Genomic DNA, 17670 nt, shown 5'->3' on the forward strand with positions numbered 1-17670 from the left:
GCAGGGCTGGGGGTCGGGAATGACTTGGCCGGGCCTACGACGCCTGGTCTACCGGGCTACGGTTCCGGTGAAGCTGGAGGCCGGACGCTCCGGCTCCGGCGCCGGCAAGTGTCCCGCGCCCGACCTACTTCTCGTTCTTCTCCAGAATCTTGAGCAGGTCATCGCGCACCTCACGGCGGCGGATCTTGCCCATCTGGTCCCGGGCGAGCTCCTCGAAGTGGTAGAAGGTGCGCGGCACCTTGTAGCGGGTCAGACGCTCACGGGCGAACTCCTTGAGTCCCTCCGGATCCAGCGCCGCGCCCTCGTTGAGGGTCACGCACGCCACGACGGACTCGGAGCCGTCGCCACGCGGCACGCCCACCACGGCGAGGTCCTCGATGGCCGGGTGCTCGCGCAGCGCCTCCTCGACCTCGGCCGGGTAGACGTTGAAGCCGCCGGTGATGATGACCTCCTTGATGCGGGCCACCAGGCGGACGAAGCCGTCCTCCTCCATCACCGCGATGTCACCGGTGCAGTACCAGCCGTCGTGGAAGCTCTTCTCCGTGGCCTCCGGGTTGTTCAGGTAGCCCTTGAACACCTGCGGGCCCTTGACCAGCAGCTCGCCCTCCTCGCCGTACGGCATCGTGCGGTCCAGGTTCTCCGGGTCGGCGATGCGCACGTCGGTGTCCGGGAACGGCACGCCCACGTAGCCGGGGCGGCGGTGCTCGCTCATCGGGTTGCCGGTGACGATCGGGGAGGTCTCGGTCAGCCCGTAGCCCTCGACGAGCAGGCCGCCGGTCATCTCCTCCCAGCGTCGGACCGTCGAGACCGGCAGCGTCGACGCACCCGAGAAGGAGTTGCGCACGCCCTCGATCTTCACGCCCTTCTTCTGGGCGGTCTCCACGATCTTCTCGTAGAGGGTCGGCACGCCCGGGATCCATGTCGGCGGGTGCTTCTTGAACACGTCCATGATCAGGTCCATCTGCGGGCTCGGCAGCAGCACGAGCTCGCCGCCGATGAGCATCATCAGCGCGTAGTTCATGGTCATGCCGTAGGCGTGGAAACCCGGCAGCGCGGCGAGCATGCGCTCCGGCTGCTCGCCGAGGCCCGGCACCCAGTACTTGCCCTGCAGCAGGTTGGCGTAGATGTTGCCGTGGCTGAGCTGCGCGCCCTTCGGCGAGCCGGTGGTGCCCGAGGTGTAGAGGATCAGCGCCACCGAATCGCGGGTGACCTCCCCGGGGGTCTCGACGTCGTCGCCGTTGCCGCCCAGCTGCGGCGAGAGCAGCATCGCCCAGGGCAGCGAGTTCGGAGCCGGCGCGGTCAGCTGGTCGCGCTTCTTGCGCAGCATCGGCAGCGGCAGCTTGAGGGCCAGCTGCATGGTCCTGGGCATCTCGTCGATCATGTTGACCGTGACGATCGTCTCGAGCTCGGACTGCCCGCGCAGCCGCTCGAAGACGGGGGCGGCCTTGTCCCAGACGACGGCCACGCGCGCGGCGTGGTCCTGGAACGGTCCGCGCAGCTCAGGGGTGGTGTAGAGCGGGTTGTGCTCGACGACGGTCGCGCCCAGCTTGAGTACGGCGTAGAAGATGACGAGGTGCTGCGGGCAGTTCGGCAGCGCGACGGCCACCCGGTCGCCGGGGCGCACGCCCAGGGCGCGCAGGCCGGCGGCCGCGGCGCGCACCTGGCGGTCGATCTCCGCGACGGTCAACGAGCGGCCGAAGAACCAGGTGGCGGGCTTGCCGGGGTTCACCGCGAGGTTGTTGTCGTAGATGTCGAGCAGCGTGGTCTCGCCGTAGTCGAGGTGGTGCGGGGTCCAGTCCCCGTAGTGCTGCAGCCAGATGCGGTCTTTGTCGGTCATCTCTGTCATGTGCTGGGCGATCCTTTCGGGATCCTGTCCGGGTGCCGTGCGCCGTGGCGCTTTCCGACGCCCGCGCCCCGGGCCCGGGGCGATGACGGATCGGTTGCTGCGGTGCGTGGTGCGTGGTCGGCACGTGGCCGAATCGTCACCGCGGCGTGGTTGTTGGAGTTGGTGTTGTCGGGGTTGGTGTTGTCGGGGTTGGTGTTGTCGGGGTTGGTGTTGGCGTGGTTGTCGACGGCGTTGCTGTCGTGGTTGTCGACGTCGTCGTCGAGGTGGTCGGTGTCGAAGTTACTGGAACGTAGGTTCTTGTTTCCCCGAGTATAAGCGTGACCCCGCGTGGTCTTCAGCCCGAGGGGGTGCGCACTCCCCGTCCCCGCCCCGCGAACGGTCGTACGATGAACGCATGCGCGTCGCGATCATCTCCATGCACACCTCCCCTCTCGAGCAGCCGGGCACGGGCGACGCCGGCGGCATGAACGTCTACGTCCACGCCACGGCCCGCGAGCTCGCGCGCAAGGGCGTGCAGGTCGACGTCTACACGCGAGCGACCCGGCCGAGCCAGGGCGAGGTCGTCCACGTCGAGGACAACTACGCCGTGGTCAACGTCGTCGCCGGGCCCTACGAGGGTCTGGCGAAGGAGGAGCTGTCGACGCAGCTGGCGGCCTTCACCGGCGGCGTGCTCGCCCACGCCCGGTGCGAGGGGCTGAGCTACGACCTGATCCACTCGCACTACTGGCTCTCGGGGCAGGTCGGCTGGCTGCTGCGCGACCTGTGGGGAGTGCCGCAGGTGCACACGGCGCACACCCTGGCGGCCGTGAAGAACCTCTCGCGCTCGGCGGGCGACACCGCGGAGAGCGAGGCGCGGCGCATCTGTGAGCAGCAGATCGTCGACAACGCCGACTGTCTGGTGGTCAACACCGAGGAGGAGGCGCGCGACCTGATGTCCCACTACGACGCCCAGGGCCGCGACATCGCCGTCGTCTCCCCGGGCGCGGACACCGAGCTCTACACCCCGGGCACCGACCGCAACACCGAGCGCGCCCGCCGCGAGCTCGGCGTGCCGATGCAGGCGAAGGTCGTCGCCTTCGTCGGCCGGCTCCAGGAGTTCAAGGGCCCGCAGGTGCTCATCCGCGCCGCCGCCGAAATGGTCGCGGAACGCCCCGACCGCCCGTTGCGGGTGCTCGTCTGCGGCGGGGCCTCGGGCGCGCGGGCGACGACGGAGCAGTATCACCGCCTGGCCGAGGAGCTCGGCGCGGCCGGCGTGGTCCGCTTCCTCGACCCGCGCCCGCCGGAGGAGCTCGTCGGCATCTACCGCGCCGCCGACGTCGTGGCCGTGCCCAGCTACAACGAGTCCTTCGGGCTGGTCGCCCTCGAGGCGCAGGCCTCGGGCACGCCGGTCGTCGCCGCGCGCGTCGGCGGGCTGCCCTACGCCGTCGCGGACGGGGAGACGGGCCTGCTCGTCGACGGTCACGACCCCGCCGACTGGGCCCGCACCCTCGGCGAGCTGCTCGACGACGACGAGCGCCGCATCCGCATGGGCGAGGCTGCCGTCGGCCACGCCGCCGAGTTCTCCTGGGCGGCCAGCGCCGCCGCGCTCCTCGACGTCTACCGCCCGCTGGTCAACCGCGGCGTGCCGGACTGCCAGGAGCGCAACGCCGCCGGCTAGAAGTTCAACTCCCGGCGCCGCCGGTGATTTCCGACGCCGCGCCCCACGCCCGTGCCCGGTTCCCGTGCCGCGCGCCGTGCGCCTGGCCGGGCCACGTCCCCGCGCGTACGAACGCGCTCGACCAGCGACTTGACCACGTTGATGACCGTCGCCACGTCCCCGCGCGCATGAACGGTGCTCTCCGCCGTGTTCCCCGCACAATTCCCGCATTGCCCGATCCCGTCCGTACGGACACACCGACGCCGCGCGGAACGCCGCGGGGGTGCCGCGGGGGCGTCGGAAAGCGCCCACGGCGCGCGCCGGGCACGGCGGTGGGGCAGACGCGGCGTCGTAAATGTCCGAATGTGCCCGGTCGGGCACCCGTGGGCGGCGAGACGGGCAAAAACATGGCAGAATGGTCGCCATGAGCAACGGAAAGCTGATTCTGCTCCGGCACGGCCAGAGCGAATGGAACGAGTCCAACCAGTTCACCGGCTGGGTCGACGTCAACCTGACCGAGAAGGGCCGCCAGGAGGCCATCGCCGGCGGCAAGCTCCTCAAGGAGAAGGGCGTCCTGCCGGACGTCGTCTACACCTCCCTGCTGCGCCGCGCGATCACCACCGCCAACCTGGCGCTGGACGCGGCCGACCGCCACTGGATCCCCGTCATCCGCAACTGGCGCCTCAACGAGCGCCACTACGGCAAGCTGCAGGGCCTGAACAAGGCCGAGATCCGCGAGAAGTTCGGCGAGGAGCAGTTCATGGAGTGGCGCCGCTCCTACGGCACCCCGCCGCCGGAGATCGACGCCGACAACGAGTACTCCCAGGTCGGCGACCCGCGCTACTACAACCTGCCGCAGGTCCCGCTGACCGAGTGCCTCAAGGACGTCGTCGCCCGCTTCGTCCCGTACTTCACCGACAACATCCTGCCGCGCGCCGCCAAGGGCGAGCAGGTCCTCGTCGCCGCGCACGGTAACTCCCTGCGCGCCCTGGTCAAGTACCTGGACAACATCTCCGACGACGACATCGCCGGCCTGAACATCCCGACCGGCCAGCCGCTGGTCTACGAGATCAACGAGGACGGCTCCGTCGCCAACCCGGGCGGCACCTACCTGGATCCCGAGGCCGCCGCCGCCGGCGCCGCCGCCGTCGCCTCGCAGGGTAAGTAACGGAATAAATTCCGCCTTGACCTGGCAGATCCTCCTCGCTTTCGTGGCGGGGGCGGCCCTCGCAGGGCTGCTCCCGCCACTTCTGGCGTTCCTGCGCAGGCGTCTGCGGCGCTACCGCTCGGCCGCCACGCTCGAGGAGAACCAGGTCACCACCGTCAGCCAGGTGCTCCACCTGGCGATCCAGGGCTCGCCGACGGGCATAGTCGTCCTCGACCGCGGGGGCGAGGTGGTGCTCTCCAACGGCTGGGCCCACGAGATGAGCCTCGTCCACGAACGCAGCGTGCTGCCCGAGGTGTGGGAGCTCGCGCTGCGCGCCTACGAGGACAAGGAGACCCACACCCTCGACCTCAACCTTCCGGAGCGGCGCACCGGCTCGCGCGTGACCTCGGTGCGCGTGGTGGTCAAGCCGCTGACGCTGGTCGACGACCGCTTCACCATCGTCTACGGCACCGACGAGTCCGAGAACGTGCGCATGGAGAACGCCCGCCGCGACTTCGTGGCCAACGTCTCCCACGAACTCAAGACCCCGGTCGGCGGCATGGCGCTGCTCGCCGAGGCGCTCACCGAGTCCGCCGAGGAGCCCGAGCAGGTCCAGTACTTCGGCAAACGCCTGCACACCGAGGCGCTGCGCATGTCGGATCTGATCACCGAGCTGATCAGCCTGTCCAAGCTGCAGGGCGCCGAGGCCCTGCCCGAGATGGAGCCCGTCTCCGTCGACGCCGTCGTCGACGAGGCCATCGCCCGCAACCAGCTGGCCGCCGAGAACCACAAGATGACCCTGACCCGCGGCAAGCGCTCCGGCGTCTACGTCAACGGCGACAAGTCACTGCTGGTCACCGCCGTGTCCAACCTGGTCTCCAACGCGATCCACTACTCCTCGGAGTCCATGCCGGTCTCCCTGACGCAGAAGATCGTGGACAGCGACGTCATCCAGATCCGCGTGACCGACCGCGGCATCGGCATCGACGCGGAGGACCAGAAGCGCGTCTTCGAGCGATTCTTCCGCGTAGACAAGGCCCGGTCGCGCTCCACGGGCGGCACCGGACTGGGTCTGGCCATCGTCAAACACGTCGTGGCCAACCACGGCGGTAACATAAGACTGTGGTCGAAACCGGGCACGGGTTCGACCTTCACCGTGGAACTTCCCATCTACCGTCCCGAGGACTCCGCCGACCCGGCGGACCCGGACCACCCGGCGGCCGAGGACGTCGTCGGCGGACCGGACCGTCCGGGGCGCCAGGCGAGGCAGGCCGCGGCCGGCAGGACCGGTCACACCGGTCCCACCGGTCAGGCCGGGCACTCCGGCAAGGCCGGCAGGTCCGACAGGGCCGGCAAGGCCGGACACGCCGGCCGTGCAGGCAGGGCCGGGCACTCCGGCAAGGCCGGCAGGTCCGACAGGGCCGGCAAGGCCGGACACGCCGGCCGTGCAGGCAGGGCCGGGCACTCCGGCAAGGCCGGCAAAGCCGGTCAGGCTGGTCAGACCAGCCGGGCCGGGCAGACCGGCGGCGCCGACCGTGACGGACCCGACGACCGGGACGGACGGGAGAACCGTGGTGAACCGCAGGACGACGGACCGCTGCGCAAGGCGGTCTCGCGGGTGACCGCCAGGAGAAAGGACAAGACACAATGACCACCATCCTCATCGTCGAAGACGAGGAGTCACTGGCGGATCCGCTGGCCTTCCTGCTGAACAAGGAGGGCTTCGAGACGGTCATCGCCGGCGACGGCCCGACGGCCCTCGAGGAGTTCGAGGCCAACGACATCGACATCGTCCTGCTCGACCTGATGCTGCCGGGAATGTCCGGCACCGACGTGTGCAAGCAGCTGCGCACCACCTCGAACGTGCCGGTGATCATGGTCACCGCGCGCGACTCCGAGATCGACAAGGTCGTCGGCCTCGAGCTGGGCGCCGACGACTACGTGACCAAGCCGTACTCCTCGCGCGAGCTGATCGCCCGCATCCGCGCCGTCCTGCGTCGCCAGGCCGTGGACACCGAGGAGACGGAGGAGGAGCCCGAGCGCGTCCTCGAGGTCGGCCGCGTGCGCATGGACGTCGAGCGCCACACGGTCACCGTCGACGGCGAGCCGGTCAACATGCCGCTCAAGGAGTTCGACCTGCTCGAGTACCTGCTGCGCAACGCCGGGCGCGTGCTCACCCGCGGCCAGCTGATCGACCGCATCTGGGGCGCGGACTACGTCGGCGACACCAAGACCCTCGACGTGCACGTCAAGCGCCTGCGCTCGAAGATCGAGCAGGTGCCCTCCCGCCCGCGCAACCTCGTCACGGTGCGCGGCCTGGGCTACAAGTTCGAGGCCTGATCCCGCACGGGCCTGTTCTGGCGGCGGCGTGCTCCCGCCAGGCCTGTTCTGGCGGCGGCGTGCTCCCGCCAGGGCTGCCCTGCTCGCGAATGGGCCTGCCCTTGCTGCGGCCTGGTCTCGCACGGGCCTGTTCTGGTGGCCGCTTGATCCGCCGGCGGTCCGCCGCCGGCCCCCGTCCCGCCCGCCCGACCGGCGGAGCGGGACTTTCGCGCGCTCGGGGTGGGGCGCGGCGTCGTCAATTGACGACGTCCCGCAGCGCGCCGTGGCGCGCACCTGCGGCCAGTTGCGTGGGGCGGCGCCTCATGGCGCCGCCGGGGAACGGTGCCTGCTGGCGGCGCGGGGGAGGGGCGTCGGTGAGCACCGGTTGGTGTCCCCCGTGTCGGGCGGGGCCCTCGCAGGGAGGGCCGGCTCTGACTAACCGCGCGACTCGAGGTTGGCGCGGGTGGCGGGGTGCGCCGGCCAGGCGACCCTCGGGTCGGCGGCGCCGGCCGCGGCCGCCTCGCGCAGGCGGGCGCGCTCGCGGCAGTGCTCGGCGAGCCGCTCGTAGGCGGCGTCGCCCATCAGCCCGCGCAGCTCCGACTCCTGGTGCTGCCAGACGGGCCGGTCGGCGGTGTGGCAACGCGGCGCACCCGTGCACCACCAGTCGAAGTCCTCGCCGCCGTCGCCCCAGGTGCGGCGCTCGTACTCGCCGATGACGGTGCGCAGGATCTCCTGGCCGTCGTCGCGGGTGACCCAGCGCTCGTCGCGGTTGAAGGGAACCTGCCAGCAGACCTCGGGCTTGGCCTCGGTGATGTCGATGCCCTCCGAGACGGCCCACTGGTGCAGCGCGCAGCCGGCGCCCGTGGCCCAGCCCGCGCGGTTGGCGAAGATGCACGCGCCGTCGACGACCTTCGTCTTCAGGGCGGGCTCGGGCTCGCCGTCCTCGTCGTCGAGCTCGTCCCAGACCAGCCACGGCTCGATCTCGGCCTCGGCGGCGACCCCGGCGTAGTCGCCGGTGCCCGCCAGCCAGTCGTCGGTGTCGTCGGGGCGCAGCTGCCAGAAGCGCGCCGGCATCTGCGCGACACGCTCGACGAGATTCTCCCGGTCCTCCTCGTCGCTGAGGAAGGCGCCGTGCACGCAGCAGCCGACCTCGGGGAGATCGGCGTCGATGCCGTGGCACTCCGGGGTGCCGAAGGCGCACTCCCAGTGGGACTCGACCCAGGTCAGGTCCACGGAGAAGACGTGCTGGGGGTCCTCGGGGTCGGGGAACTCGTAGATCTCCCGGGCGAAGTCCGGGGGCACCTCACGGCCGGCGGTGATGGAGCGGCCGGCCGGGGAGGCCTCCGGGAAGCCGAGGAACACCGGGGTCGACTGCGGGTGATTCACACCTGCCCACGGTAGACCGTCTACCCTGATGGGTGTGCGACTAGGTGTATTGGACGTGGGCAGCAATACTGTCCACCTCGTGGCGGTCGACGCGACGGCCGGTGGCCGGCCGACCCCGATGAGTGACTGGAAGACGTCGTTGCGGCTCGTCGAGCTCGTCGACGACGACGGAGCGATCGACGAGCGCGGGCTGAAGAAGCTGACCAAGGCGGTCTCCGAGGCCGCCGAGCTCTCCGAGCAGCTCGGCTGCGACGAGGTGATCCCCTTCGCCACGTCGGCCGTGCGATCGGCGACCAACAAGAAGGAGGTCATCGAGCACGTCGCCAAGAAGACGGGCATCACGCTCGAGATTCTCTCCGGCGAGGACGAGGCGCGCCTGACGTTCCTCGCCGCGCGCCGTTGGTACGGCTGGTCGGCCGGGCGGATCGCCAACCTCGACATCGGCGGCGGCTCGCTCGAGATCAGCACCGGCTCCGACGAGCACCCGGACGTGGCGTACTCGCTCGACCTGGGTGCCGGCCGCCTGACCCACGCGTGGTTCGACACCGATCCGCCCGAGCGCAAGAAGATCAACCTGCTGCGCGACTACATCGACGCCGAGCTCGCCGAGCCCGCGAAGATGATGCGCGCCTTCGGCGAGCCGCGCGTCGCCGCGGCGACCTCGAAGACCTTCCGCACGCTCGCCCGCCTCACCGGTGCCGCGCCGTCCTCGGCCGGCCCCTTCACCAAGCGCACCCTCACCGCCCCCGGTCTGCGCCAGCTCATCGCGTTCATCTCGCGCATGACGGCCAGCGACCGCGCGGAGCTCGAGGGTGTCAGCGCCGACCGTTCGCACCAGATCGTCGCCGGTGCACTGGTCGCGGAGGCGTCCATGCGTGCCCTCGGCCTCGAGGAGCTCGACATCTGCCCGTGGGCGCTGCGTGAGGGTGTCATCCTGCAGCGCATCGACAAGGGCCTCGAATAGAAAGGGACACCATGAGCGACAAGGACAGCCAGGAGGGGAAGCAGCAGCTGACCGTTGCCGAGCTTCTCTCCCGCTCCGGCGACGGGTCCGGCTCGGGATCCAAGTCCCGCCGGCGGCGCCACCGCCGCAGCCTCGAGGAGGGCGGCATCTCGGTCGCGGAGCTGACCGGCAACATGCCGCGTGTCCGCGAGAAGCCCGTCGAGTCGCGGCACTCCTCGGTGCCGATCGACGCGCCGGCCTCGCCCGCCCGCAAGGCCTCCGACGACGCCGAGAAGAAGGCGGCGCAGACCGCCGCGGCCGGGAAGAGCGCCGAGGCCGAGAAGAAGGCGGCCGCCGAGAAGCGGGCCGCTGAAAAGAAGGCGGCGGAAAAGAGGGCCGCCGACAAGGCTGAGGCGGAGAAGAAGGCCGCCGACAAGGCGAATGCCGAGAAGGCCGAGGCTGACAAGAAGGCGGCTGAGAAGGCCGCCGCTGAGAAGCGCGCCAAGGAGAAGGCGGAGGCCGAGAAGAAGGCCGCCGAAAAGGCTGCAGCGGACAAGAAGGCGGCCGAGAAGAAGGCCGTGGATCAGGTCACGGCCGAGAAGGCCAAGTCTGAGAAGGACAAGGCTGACAAGGCCACGGCCGACAAGGCCGCCGCGAAGAAGGACGCCGCTGAGAAGCGGGCCTCCGACTCCGTGAAGATCGCCAAGCCGGAGGCCGACGGGAAGACCTCCGGCGCCGGCAGTGCCGCGAAGGGTGCCGCCGCCGGCACCGCCACGGCTGCGGCCGCCGGCGCCACCGGCTCGACCGCCGCGGACGCCACGGACACCCCCGCGCCGAGCGACTCCGAGACCGGCGAGCTCGCCCGTGTCGAGGACACCTCGGACCACACCACCGAGCTCGACGGCGCCGACGACCGCGACCCGGCCGACCACGACTCGGCCGACTACGACGATGCGGAATACGACGATGCGGAATACGACGAAGACGACGAGGAGACCTCCGGCGGCATCGGCTCCGTGATCATCCTCGCGGTCCTCGGCATCGTCGTCGGCGCGATCGTCTTCCTGGGCTTCCAGCAGCTCTGGGAGTCCGGCCTCTCGCGCATCCTGGTCGCCGTGCTCGCCCTGGCCGTCACGGCCGTCCTCGTCGGCGTCGTCCACGCCCTGCGCACCGCCCGCGACGGGCTGAGCATGGGCCTGGCCGCCGTCGTCGGCCTGCTGATGACCTTCGGGCCGTACCTGCCGATGATCATCTGATCATCCGCCGACCGGTCCGCCGGTCCCGGCGCCGAGACCCGGTCGCCCCACTTACGGGGCGGCCGGGTTTCGCCGTCTCCGGCGGGCCCAGGCACCGCGTCCCACTACTGGCGAGGGCACCGTGTGCCACGACGGGCCCAGGCACCGCGTCCCACTACTGGCGAGGGCACCGTGTGCCACGACGGGCGAGGGTACCGCGTCCAACTACAGGCGAGGGCTCCGCGTGCCACGGGGAGTGTGCGAGCCCAGCCCATGGCGTCCATCCGGCGGCGCACGCCGCCGGTCCACGCACGGACGGCGCGGGAGCGCGCACGGGGTGGGACGGGACGTCGTCAATCGCGGTGGAGACGCGCATCGCCGCAGGTCGCACGCTCGGGTGGAGTTGCGCGGTGCGTAGTGGCACCCTTGTGCGCATGACTTCAATCGCTGTTATCGGCTGCGGGAAGATCGGCGAGGCCCTCGTCGCCGGCCTGACCGCGGCGGGTGTCGACCCCGCGAACGTGACCGTCTCCAACCGGCGCGAGGAGCGCTCCGCGGAGCTCACCGAGCGGTACGGGGTGACCGCCGTGACCGACAACTCCGAGGCCGCCACCGGCGCCGAGATCGTCTTCCTGTGCGTCAAGCCGGACAAGACCCTCGCCGTCGCCGAGGAGATCGCGGAGACCGTCAACGACAACGAGCCGACCTCGACCGTTGCCTCCATGGCCGCCGGCGTGACCCTCGGCGCCCTCGAGGCCGCCATGGGCGCCGGTGCCGCCGTGGTGCGCGTCATGCCGAACACCCCGATGACAGTGGGCAAGGGCGTCAGCGCCATCGCCGCGGGTCGCTACGTCGACGACGAGGCCGCCGACGCAGTCGCCGAGCTGCTCTCCTCGGTCGGCGACGTCGTGCGCGTCGCCGAGTCCGACATGGACGCCGTCACCGCGCTGGCCGGCTCCGCGCCCGCCTACCTCTTCCTGGTCGCCGAGGCGCTCGTCGACGCGGGCGTCTCGCTGGGCCTGCGCCGCGAGGTCGCCACCCAGCTGGCCGCCGGCTCCGTCGCGGGCGCCGGCGCGATGCTCGAGCAGGAGGGCGCCGACCCGGCCGACCTGCGCGCCGCCGTCTCCTCGCCGGCCGGCACCACCGTCGCCGCCCTGCGCCAGCTCGAGGAGTCCGGCCTGCGCGGCATGTTCTTCCGCGCGACCGAGGCCTGCGCGCGCCGCTCCGCGGAGCTCGGCGCCGTCGACGAGGAGGACGAGGGGAGCGGCGAGGAGTAGTTCTCCTTGCGCCGCGCGCCGTGGGGCGCTGAGCGGCGCGTACGGCCGCGCGCCACGTTTGCTCTCAACGCCGCTCCCGACGTCGCGCAAAACGCCGCGCTCAACGCCGCGCAAAACGCCGCTTACCGCGCCCGGAGGGGCGCCCGGGGAGTCCCCGGGCGCTTCTCTTCGATCCACCCCGGCCGGGGGGAGCGGTCCCATCCGCAATCGTGGGTCACTCCCAGCGCAGAGAATTTTTTCTTGCACGTGGGTCGCACGAGTAACACCGTTCACGCTAAGCTTGGCCGAGCACGTGCGTGTTCGTTCTGCGGGAGGGGAAGCCTGCAGCGCGTCACTTGCTGAAGGGTTAGGTAATTTTATGGCCAATGAAGATAAAGGGACCTTCCTGACGGTCGCCGAGGTCGCGGAGATCATGCGTGTCTCCAAGATGACGGTCTACCGTCTCGTGCACTCCGGCGAGCTGCCCGCCGTCCGCGTCGGGCGCTCCTTCCGGGTCCACGAGTCGGCCGTCAACGAGTACCTCGAGGCGTCGTTCTACGACGCCGGTTAGCCCCGACAGGTCCCCGACCCCGGGAGCCGCGACGCCCGCCGGGCGCCGTGGCGCCCGGGGTCCTTTTGGTTGCAGGGCGACCTGCCGCTACACTGGACCGCATTCGTGTCGCCCGCCGTCTCCGCCGTCGGCCCGGCGCGGCACAGGCAGAGAACATCGTCAAACGAAGTGAGGAAAAGCCCCATGGGTTCCGTGACCAAGTGGCGCCGCAAGCGCATGTCGAAGAAGAAGCACCGCAAGATGCTGCGTCGTACCCGCGTGCAGCGTCGCAAGCTCGGCAAGTAAGCGCGCCCGCACGGCCTCTCGGCGCCGTTCGCCCCGGATCATCCCGGTGGCGGCGGCGCCGTCGTCGTGTCTGAGGGGGCTCGGACCGTGGGGCAGGGTGCCGGCGACAGCCCCGGCCCGCCGTGAGGCCGACGGGCGGCTCCGTGCGGCGTCTCCGCACGGCGACAGCCCCGGCCCGCGCCGGTCCTACCCCCTTCGCCGCCAGCGGCGTCGCAGCCGCCACCCGGCGATGCTGAACGCGGCGGTGAACAGGCTCGGCAGCCCGTAGGTGCGCACCGCCTTACGCAGGCTGCGGTAGTCGCGCACCTGCCAGCCGCGCGCGTGCGCCTCGGCGAGCAGCTTGCGGTCCGGGTTGACCGCCACCGGTGTGCCCACCATCGACAGCATCGGGATGTCGTTGACCGAGTCGGAGTAGGCCGTGCACCGCTCGAGGTCGAGGTGCTCGATGGCCGCCAGCGCGGCGACCGCGTGCTTCTTGCCGGGCCCGTGGAGGATGTCGCCGACGAGCCGGCCGGTGAAGCGGCCGTCCTCGACCTCGGCGACGGTGCCGAGCGCCCCGGTGAACCCGAAGCGGCGCGCGAGGATCTGCGCGAGCTGCACCGGGGTGGCCGAGACCAGCCAGACCTGCTGGCCGGCGGCCAGGTGCATGTCGGCCAGGTCGCGGGTGCCGGGGAAGGCGCGCTGCTGCATGCTGTTCTCGACGATCTCCTCGCACAGCGCGACGATCTCGTCGACGGGCCGGCCCTTGATGATCTCGAGCGCCATCGCGCGGCCCTCGGCGACGTCGTCGGCGTTCTCGGAGCCGGTCAGCCGGAACTTCAGCTGCTTCCAGCCGATCGAGGCGATCTCGCCGAGCGTGAAGAAGCGCTTGCGCGCCAGGCCCATCGCGAAGGCGATGAGCGAGGAGCCCTGGATCAGCGTGTTGTCCACGTCGAAGAAGGCGGCCACGCCCGGCTCCTGGGGGATGTCGGGGTCCGCGGGCGAGACCTTCAGCCCGCCGGCGGCCTTGATCGACCCGGAGACGGACTCGACGCCGAGCTCGAACTCCTCGAGGTCGATGCCGAAGACCTCGCGCACGGCCGCGGCGGCCGCGGCCTCGCCGGCGGTCTGCTGGGCGGCGTCGTCGAGCGGGGGCAGTGCGGTGGTCTCCAGGAAGTTGCGCAGATTTCCCCGGCTGGCGGACCACTGGGCGAGAAAGTCCCTCGGATTGCCCGGAAAGCGGGGCGGGACCTGGGATGTCACGTTCGGCGCCTTTCTGCGGCGGGTCGGCGGGTCGGGGCTGCGGGCGCGCGGCGGCCTCGGACGGGCGGCGCCGCGCGGTGGCGACCGGCCTCGCGGCGGTCGTCGGACCCCACCATCGTAGGCCGCACGGGCCCGGCCGCGCGCGTCGAGACCGTGTGCGCTTGCCGACGTCCCGTCGCCCCCGGGTGCGCGGCACGTGCGGCGTCCGTGCGTGTGCGCGGCCGCGCCCCGCGCCGCCCACGGGGGTGCGCCGACCGGGCGTTTTCCCTGCTGCTCGCGGGTTGTGGGATAGGTCGGCCTCACTCTGCGTTCGCCCGGCGGGGGTGGTAATTATTGAATGTCTGACTTTCAGGTTCGAGGGGCGCCGCGGGCGCCGCGAGGAGGCGCGCGGGTGAACGACCACCGGGTGGAACTCATGGTCCGGGCCGGCTGCGGTTCGTGCCTGCGGGTGCTCGACCAGATCCGCGACGTCGTCGCCGGAGCCGGGGCCTGGCTGGCCGTCCGGGACGTCGACGCCGACCCGGAGCTGGCGCAGGAGTACGGCGACCGGGTGCCGGTCGTGGTGCTCGACGGCGAGGAGTTCGCCGCCTGGGAAGTGGACAACGACGAGTTAGGCCGAGCTTTGTTGTCCTAGCCTCTCCGGCCTATTAAAATTTAAACCATTGGATTGATTTACCTATCGTGTGCGGGGCGGAGCCCTCGCGCGCGTGGGGGTGGAGGAGCCGTCGGAGACGCGCACCGGCCGGGCGTCGGCGGTGGAGCAGGCGGCCCAGGAAAGCGGTGAGTTAAACGTGAGCGTGCTCGTGGTCGGAATGTCCCACCGGTCCGCGCCCGTGTCCCTTCTCGAGCGGCTGAGCATGGACACGGAGACCAAGCACTCCGCCGCCGAGGAGCTCCTCGACGGCCCGTCGGTCTCTGAGGCGATGATCGTCTCGACCTGCAACCGGTTCGAGGTCTACGCCGTGACCAGCGGCTTCCACAAGGGCGTGCAGGACATCTTCAACATGCTCCACGACGTCTCCGGCGTCGACCTGGAGACCCTGCGCAGCTACCTCTACGTCCGCTACGGCGACGCCGCCGCCGAGCACGTCATGACCGTCACCGCCGGCCTGGACTCCATGGTCACCGGCGAGCAGCAGATCATCGGCCAGGTCCGCGCCGCCTACCAGGACGCCGCCGAGGCCGGCAGCGTCGGCCCGCGCCTGCACTCCCTGGCGCAGGCCTCGCTGCACGCCGGCAAGCGCGTCCACTCCGAGACCGCGATCGACGACGCCGGGGCCTCCATGGTCACCTACGCGCTCGACCACGCCCTGGACATCCTGCCCGCGATTGACGACGTCCCGGTGGGCGCCGCAGACGCCGACGGCGCCGTCGCCGGTGGGGACGCCGCAGGCGCCGGCGCTGACCCGGCCGGCGCCGAGCGCCCGCTGGTCGGGCGCCGCGCCCTCGTGCTCGGCGCCGGGGCCATGGCCTCGCTGGCTGCGACCCACCTGGGCCGTCTCGGCGTCGACTCCCTGGTCATCGCCAACCGCACCCGGATGCGCGCCGAGCGCCTCGCCGAGCACTCCCGCCAGGCCGGGGTCGCCGCCGAGGTCGTCGACTTCGCCGACCGCGCCGCCGCCCTGCCCGGCGTCGACCTGGTCGTCTCCGCCACGGGCGCCGGCACCTTCACCGTCACCCGCGACGACGTCGACGCCGCCGGCCGCGAGCTCGTGCTCGTGGATCTGTCCATGCCGCGCGACATCGACCCGGGCGTGGCGGACTGCCGCAACGCCGGCCTGATCAACATCGAGGGCCTGCGCGCCGCCCGCGACACCGAGGACGAGAAGTCCGACGCCCGCCGCGAGGCCGAGGCAATCATCGCCGAGGAGCTGCGCTCCTTCTCCTCCGAGCAGCGCGTGCGCGACGTCGTGCCCGCCGTGGCAGCCCTGCGCCGCCACGCCAACGAGCTGGCCGAGGCCGAGCTGAAGCGCCTGCGCAACCGCGCCCCGGAGCTGACGGACGACGAGTTCTCGGCGGCCTCGCGCGCGGTGCACCGCGTCGTGGACAAGCTGCTGCACCAGCCGACGGTGCGCGTCAAGCAGCTCGCCGTCGAGTCCGGGACGGTCTCCTACGACACCGCCCTGCAGGAACTGTTCGGGCTAGACTACGCGGGTGACGCCGACCGCAGCGTCGCGGTGCCCGCCGCGCACCTGCCCGCCGGCGACTTCCGCAGCCGGCCCGACGAGGAGGGCCGGCACGCCGAACGCAAGGAGACTGCATGAGCGACGACCACCACATCCTCCAGATCGGTACCCGGGGCAGCGGCCTGGCCACCACGCAGGCCGGCCACGTCCGCGATGACCTGACGGAGGCGGGGTGGGACGCCGAGCTCCACATCGTCACCACGCACGGTGACGTCAACATGGCCCCCGTCGAGCGCATCGGCGTGGGCGTGTTCACCCAGCGGCTGCGCGCCGCGCTGGCCGGCGGCGAGTGCGACATCGCCGTGCACTCCCACAAGGACCTGCCGACGGCCCCCGACGAGCGTTTCCACCTGGTGGTCCCGCGCCGCGAGGACCCGCGCGAGGCGCTCATCGCCCGCGACGGGCTGACCCTGGACACCCTGCCCGAGGGCGCGAAGGTCGGCACCGGCGCGCCGCGGCGCATCTCCCAGCTCAAGGTGCACCGCCCCGACCTGGACATCCGCCCGCTGCGCGGCAACATCGACACCCGCATGGGCAAGGTCACCTCCGGTGAGCTCGACGCCGTCGTCCTCGCCTACGCTGGCCTGGTCCGCATGGGGCAGGGCGAGCGCGCCACCGAGGTCTTCGACACCGAGCGGGTCATGCCCGCGCCCGCCCAGGGCGCGCTGGCCGTCGAGTGCCGCGCCGACGACGAGGACACCCGCGCCGCGGTCGACTCCCTGATCTGCCGCGAGTCCACCGTCGCGGCCTTCGCGGAGCGCGGCGTGCTCGCCCGCCTCGAGGCCGGCTGCACCGCGCCGGTGGCCGCCCACGCCGTCATCGACGGCGACCGTGTGCACCTGAAGGCCGGGGTCTTCGCCCTCGACGGCTCGCGCTCCCTGCGCGCCGAGGGGGAGGCCGAGGCCGACCCGCGCACCGCGCGCGCCCTCGGCGAGCAGCTCGCCGAGCGCCTCTTCGCCGACGGGGCCGCCGAGCTCCTCGGCACCGAGTGACGGTGGGGGAGTGACGCCGTGGCCCGCCTGGAGATCACCGACCGGAGACTGACCGTCGAGCTGGAGTGGTGGGAGAAACTCGCCGCGCACCGCTCGGACCTGAGCGTGCCGCTGCGCGCCGTGACCGGGGTGGAGGTCCTCGAGGACGTCTTCGCCGACCCGGCCGTCGCCCGCGGCGAGCGCGTGCCCGCCACCCGCATCCGCGGGGTGACCGTCACGGGCACCTTCGACGCGCCCGACGCCCCCGACGCCGGCCCCGTCTTCGCCGTCTGCCACGGCACCACCGGACGCCCGCGCCCCGGGGTCGCCGTCGATCTCGAGGGAGTCACGGTCGGCCGCATCGTCGTGTCCACCCCGGACGCCGAGGAGTACGCGCAGCGCCTGCGCGAGCTCGCCGGCCTCACCGACCCGGATGCTGACACAGACGGCGGCGAAGAATAGGCCGGCCCGTCCGCCGGCGCCCATGGCGACTCCACCGCCGAAGACGCCGACCAATGAGCCGCCCGGTCCGTCGGCTCCCACGGAACGACCCCCGCGCCCACGGTGTCACGGGCGCCCGCGCGCCCGCGGCGCAGACGGTGACGGCCCCGCCGACGGCGACCACGGGGACGTCGGAAAGCGGACCA

At 71.7% G+C, this 17670-nt stretch carries 15 protein-coding genes and 1 pseudogene; 13 read left to right on the plus strand and 3 right to left on the minus strand.

Annotation, left to right across the window (positions count from 1 at the left end; genetic code table 11):
• Window positions 1-124: 124 nt before the first annotated feature.
• Window positions 125-1837, minus strand: coding sequence for a long-chain-fatty-acid--CoA ligase (locus tag CFRA_RS01440; RefSeq protein ID WP_415684546.1), 1713 nt, complete (start codon window positions 1835-1837; stop codon window positions 125-127).
• Between the two features lie 403 nt (window positions 1838-2240).
• Between CFRA_RS01440 and mshA the strand changes: the two genes are divergently transcribed.
• The 4 genes and pseudogenes from mshA (at window position 2241) to CFRA_RS01470 (ending at window position 6969) form a co-directional block, all read left to right on the plus strand.
• Window positions 2241-3503 (plus strand): D-inositol-3-phosphate glycosyltransferase, encoded by a 1263-nt coding sequence (mshA, locus tag CFRA_RS01450; RefSeq protein ID WP_075663144.1) that lies wholly within the window; start codon window positions 2241-2243, stop codon window positions 3501-3503.
• A gap of 403 nt (window positions 3504-3906) precedes the next feature.
• The gene (locus CFRA_RS01455) at window positions 3907-4650 is read left to right on the plus strand and encodes a phosphoglyceromutase (protein ID WP_075663145.1); all 744 of its coding nucleotides are present in this window, start codon (window positions 3907-3909) and stop codon (window positions 4648-4650) included.
• 16 nt (window positions 4651-4666) lie between these two features.
• Window positions 4667-5914 (plus strand): annotated as a pseudogene (locus tag CFRA_RS01460) (sensor histidine kinase); the annotation flags it as partial.
• Window positions 5915-6276: 362 nt separating this feature from the next.
• A complete protein-coding gene (locus tag CFRA_RS01470; protein ID WP_075663146.1) occupies window positions 6277-6969 on the plus strand; it encodes a response regulator transcription factor in 693 nt (230 codons plus the stop codon).
• Window positions 6970-7383: 414 nt separating this feature from the next.
• On the opposite strand, the gene CFRA_RS01475 is transcribed toward CFRA_RS01470, so the two are convergent.
• The gene (locus tag CFRA_RS01475) at window positions 7384-8334 is read right to left on the minus strand and encodes a DUF3109 family protein (protein ID WP_075663147.1); all 951 of its coding nucleotides are present in this window, start codon (window positions 8332-8334) and stop codon (window positions 7384-7386) included.
• A gap of 34 nt (window positions 8335-8368) precedes the next feature.
• On the opposite strand from CFRA_RS01475, the gene CFRA_RS01480 reads away from it, so the two are divergent.
• The 5 genes from CFRA_RS01480 to CFRA_RS01500 all read left to right on the plus strand — a co-directional run bounded on the left by CFRA_RS01480 (window position 8369) and on the right by CFRA_RS01500 (window position 12624).
• Window positions 8369-9298, plus strand: coding sequence for a Ppx/GppA family phosphatase (locus CFRA_RS01480; protein WP_075664794.1), 930 nt, complete (start codon window positions 8369-8371; stop codon window positions 9296-9298).
• 11 nt (window positions 9299-9309) lie between these two features.
• Window positions 9310-10533, plus strand: a complete 1224-nt coding sequence (locus CFRA_RS01485; protein ID WP_075663148.1) for a hypothetical protein — start codon at window positions 9310-9312, stop codon at window positions 10531-10533.
• 413 nt (window positions 10534-10946) lie between these two features.
• Complete coding sequence (proC, locus tag CFRA_RS01490; protein WP_075663149.1) at window positions 10947-11789, plus strand: pyrroline-5-carboxylate reductase; 843 nt, start codon at window positions 10947-10949, stop codon at window positions 11787-11789.
• A 358-nt stretch (window positions 11790-12147) separates the two neighbouring features.
• Complete coding sequence (locus CFRA_RS01495; RefSeq protein ID WP_075663150.1) at window positions 12148-12339, plus strand: helix-turn-helix domain-containing protein; 192 nt, start codon at window positions 12148-12150, stop codon at window positions 12337-12339.
• A gap of 183 nt (window positions 12340-12522) precedes the next feature.
• Window positions 12523-12624 (plus strand): 30S ribosomal protein bS22, encoded by a 102-nt coding sequence (locus tag CFRA_RS01500; protein WP_075663151.1) that lies wholly within the window; start codon window positions 12523-12525, stop codon window positions 12622-12624.
• A 186-nt stretch (window positions 12625-12810) separates the two neighbouring features.
• Here CFRA_RS01500 and CFRA_RS01505 read toward each other — a convergent pair whose 3' ends face one another.
• Window positions 12811-13866, minus strand: coding sequence for an HAD-IB family hydrolase (locus tag CFRA_RS01505; protein WP_075663152.1), 1056 nt, complete (start codon window positions 13864-13866; stop codon window positions 12811-12813).
• Window positions 13867-14281: 415 nt separating this feature from the next.
• Here CFRA_RS01505 and CFRA_RS01510 point away from each other — a divergent pair, with 415 nt between their 5' ends.
• The 4 genes from CFRA_RS01510 to CFRA_RS01525 all read left to right on the plus strand — a co-directional run bounded on the left by CFRA_RS01510 (window position 14282) and on the right by CFRA_RS01525 (window position 17485).
• Window positions 14282-14500: a glutaredoxin family protein gene (locus tag CFRA_RS01510; protein ID WP_075664795.1), complete on the plus strand. Its 219-nt coding sequence runs from the start codon at window positions 14282-14284 to the stop codon at window positions 14498-14500.
• A 157-nt stretch (window positions 14501-14657) separates the two neighbouring features.
• Entirely contained in the window at window positions 14658-16130 is a 1473-nt protein-coding gene (locus CFRA_RS01515) for a glutamyl-tRNA reductase (RefSeq protein WP_083666996.1), read from the plus strand.
• Entirely contained in the window at window positions 16127-17044 is a 918-nt protein-coding gene (hemC, locus tag CFRA_RS01520; RefSeq protein WP_075663153.1) for a hydroxymethylbilane synthase, read from the plus strand. Before CFRA_RS01515 ends, hemC begins: the two co-directional genes overlap by 4 nt.
• Window positions 17045-17062: 18 nt before the next feature.
• Window positions 17063-17485, plus strand: a complete 423-nt coding sequence (locus CFRA_RS01525) for a hypothetical protein (RefSeq protein ID WP_075663154.1) — start codon at window positions 17063-17065, stop codon at window positions 17483-17485.
• The last annotated feature ends 185 nt before the right edge of the window (window positions 17486-17670 follow it).

It is taken from the genome of Corynebacterium frankenforstense DSM 45800, from assembly GCF_001941485.1.
Taxonomy (GTDB): Bacteria; Actinomycetota; Actinomycetes; order Mycobacteriales; family Mycobacteriaceae; genus Corynebacterium; species Corynebacterium frankenforstense.

Excerpts from the sequence above, each read along its gene's own strand:
- hemC (WP_075663153.1), top strand. The coding sequence starts at position 16,127 with ATGAGCGACGACCACCACATCCTCCAGATCGGTACCCGGGGCAGCGGC.
- CFRA_RS01485 (WP_075663148.1), top strand. The coding sequence starts at position 9,310 with ATGAGCGACAAGGACAGCCAGGAGGGGAAGCAGCAGCTGACCGTTGCC.
- CFRA_RS01500 (WP_075663151.1), top strand. The coding sequence starts at position 12,523 with ATGGGTTCCGTGACCAAGTGGCGCCGCAAGCGCATGTCGAAGAAGAAG.
- proC (WP_075663149.1), top strand. The coding sequence starts at position 10,947 with ATGACTTCAATCGCTGTTATCGGCTGCGGGAAGATCGGCGAGGCCCTC.
- mshA (WP_075663144.1), top strand. The coding sequence starts at position 2,241 with ATGCGCGTCGCGATCATCTCCATGCACACCTCCCCTCTCGAGCAGCCG.
- CFRA_RS01440 (WP_415684546.1), bottom strand. The coding sequence starts at position 1,837 with ATGACCGACAAAGACCGCATCTGGCTGCAGCACTACGGGGACTGGACC.
- CFRA_RS01455 (WP_075663145.1), top strand. The coding sequence starts at position 3,907 with ATGAGCAACGGAAAGCTGATTCTGCTCCGGCACGGCCAGAGCGAATGG.
- CFRA_RS01470 (WP_075663146.1), top strand. The coding sequence starts at position 6,277 with ATGACCACCATCCTCATCGTCGAAGACGAGGAGTCACTGGCGGATCCG.
- CFRA_RS01495 (WP_075663150.1), top strand. The coding sequence starts at position 12,148 with ATGGCCAATGAAGATAAAGGGACCTTCCTGACGGTCGCCGAGGTCGCG.
- CFRA_RS01510 (WP_075664795.1), top strand. The coding sequence starts at position 14,282 with ATGGTCCGGGCCGGCTGCGGTTCGTGCCTGCGGGTGCTCGACCAGATC.